Annotated in this window: 2 protein-coding genes; one reads left to right on the forward strand and one right to left on the reverse strand. The window is 69.8% G+C overall.

Annotated features, from left to right (window positions below; genetic code table 11):
• Positions 1-44 precede the first annotated feature (44 nt).
• Positions 45-821, reverse strand: coding sequence for an isoprenyl transferase (locus ABTZ89_RS38540; RefSeq protein ID WP_270948910.1), 777 nt, complete (start codon positions 819-821; stop codon positions 45-47).
• Positions 822-988: 167 nt separating this feature from the next.
• Here ABTZ89_RS38540 and trhA point away from each other — a divergent pair.
• Positions 989-1,660, forward strand: a 672-nt coding sequence (gene trhA, locus ABTZ89_RS38545; RefSeq protein WP_351054418.1) for a PAQR family membrane homeostasis protein TrhA, incomplete at its 3' end; no start/stop codon positions are given.

Below are 1,660 nucleotides of genomic sequence, written 5' to 3' on the forward strand. Positions count from 1 at the left end.
AGCGGGAGGGGGCCCCGCGACTGCTAGCCTCCGGTCGATCGGGGTCAGCCTCCGAAGCGGCGGTGGCGTACTGCGTAGTCGCGCAAGGCGCGGAGGAAGTCGACTCGGCGGAAGGCCGGCCAGTAGGCCTCGGTGAACCAGAACTCGGAGTGCGCGGACTGCCACAGCATGAAGCCGGACAACCGCTGCTCGCCCGAGGTGCGGATCAGCAGGTCGGGGTCGGGTTGGCCGGAGGTGTAGAGGTGCTCGGCGATGTGGTCGACCGTCAGGACCTCGGCGAGTTCCTCGATGGTGGTGCCCGCCTCGGCGTGCCACTGCAGCAGCTTGCGCACCGCGTCCGCGATCTCCCGGCGGCCGCCGTAGCCGACCGCCACGTTGACCTGCATGCCGGTGCGGCCCTTGGTGCGCAGCGCGGCGGCGGACAGGCGCGCCGCGGTCTCCGTCGGCAGCACGTCCAGCGCACCGACGATCCGCACCCGCCAGGGCGTGTCCGGGTGGGTCAGCTCGTCGACGACTCCGGCGATGATCTCCATCAGCGCGTTGAGCTCGTCGGAGGTGCGGTTGAGGTTGTCGGTGGACAGCAGCCACAGCGTGACCACCTCGACCTCGGCCTCTTCGCACCAGCCCAGCAGCTCGGCGATCTTGCGGGCCCCGGCCTGGTGGCCGTGCGCGGCGTCGAGCCCGGCTTCCTTCGCCCACCTGCGGTTTCCGTCCAGGATGACGCCGACGTGCCGAGGATGCTGCACGCCGTCCAGCTTCCGGCGGAGTCGTCGCTCGTAGACGCCGTAGATGAGTTCTTTCAACCGGACCTTGAACGCCACGCCAGCTGAGCCTACGCGGATCCGGTGAGCCCCGGTGCTCGGGTGGCCCGGAGCGCTCGGGCGGATGCAGTGCGGATCACGCTCGGCGAAAACTTACGGTCCCGTAACCTCGAGGTGTGACTAGCGCCCTCTCCGCCCGCCGCCCGACCGCGTTCGTCAAACCGCGGATGCGCGGCTGGATCCACTTCTGGTCGCTGGTGGTGTCGATCGCCGCCGGTGCCACGCTGATCACGCTCGCCGCCGCGACCGTGTCCGCGCGCGCGGCGGTGGGCACCTCGATCTACGTGGCGACCGTGCTCGGCCTGTTCGGCGTCAGCGCCCTCTACCACCGCAAGACGTGGAAGACCGTCGGTGCCCGGACCTGGATGCGCCGGCTCGACCACTCGATGATCTTCCTGTTCATCGCGGGCACGTACACCCCGTTCGCGATGGTCGCGATGCAGCCGACCACGGGTGCCGTGGTGCTGGCGATCGTCTGGGGTGGCGCGCTGGGCGGCGTGATCCTGAAGCTCGCCTGGCCGAACGCGCCGCGCTGGGTCGGCGTGCCGGTGTACATCGCGTTGGGCTGGGTCGCCGTGTTCGTGCTGCCCGACCTGCTGCACAGCTCCGGGGTCGCCGCACTGGTGCTGCTGGTGGTCGGCGGTCTGCTCTACACCGCAGGTGCGATCTTCTACGCGTGCCGCTGGCCGGACCCGTGGCCCAAGACCTTCGGGTACCACGAGTTCTTCCACGCAGCGGTTTCGGCGGCCGCGATCTGCCACCACAAGCAGCAGCGGCCAGGCCACGAAGATGAACGAGAACTCCAGCGGCTCGGTGATGCCGGTGAGGAACGCGGTCAG

The sequence above is a fragment of the Saccharopolyspora sp. NPDC002686 genome, from assembly GCF_040295745.1.
GTDB lineage: Bacteria > Actinomycetota > Actinomycetes > Mycobacteriales > Pseudonocardiaceae > Saccharopolyspora > Saccharopolyspora oryzae.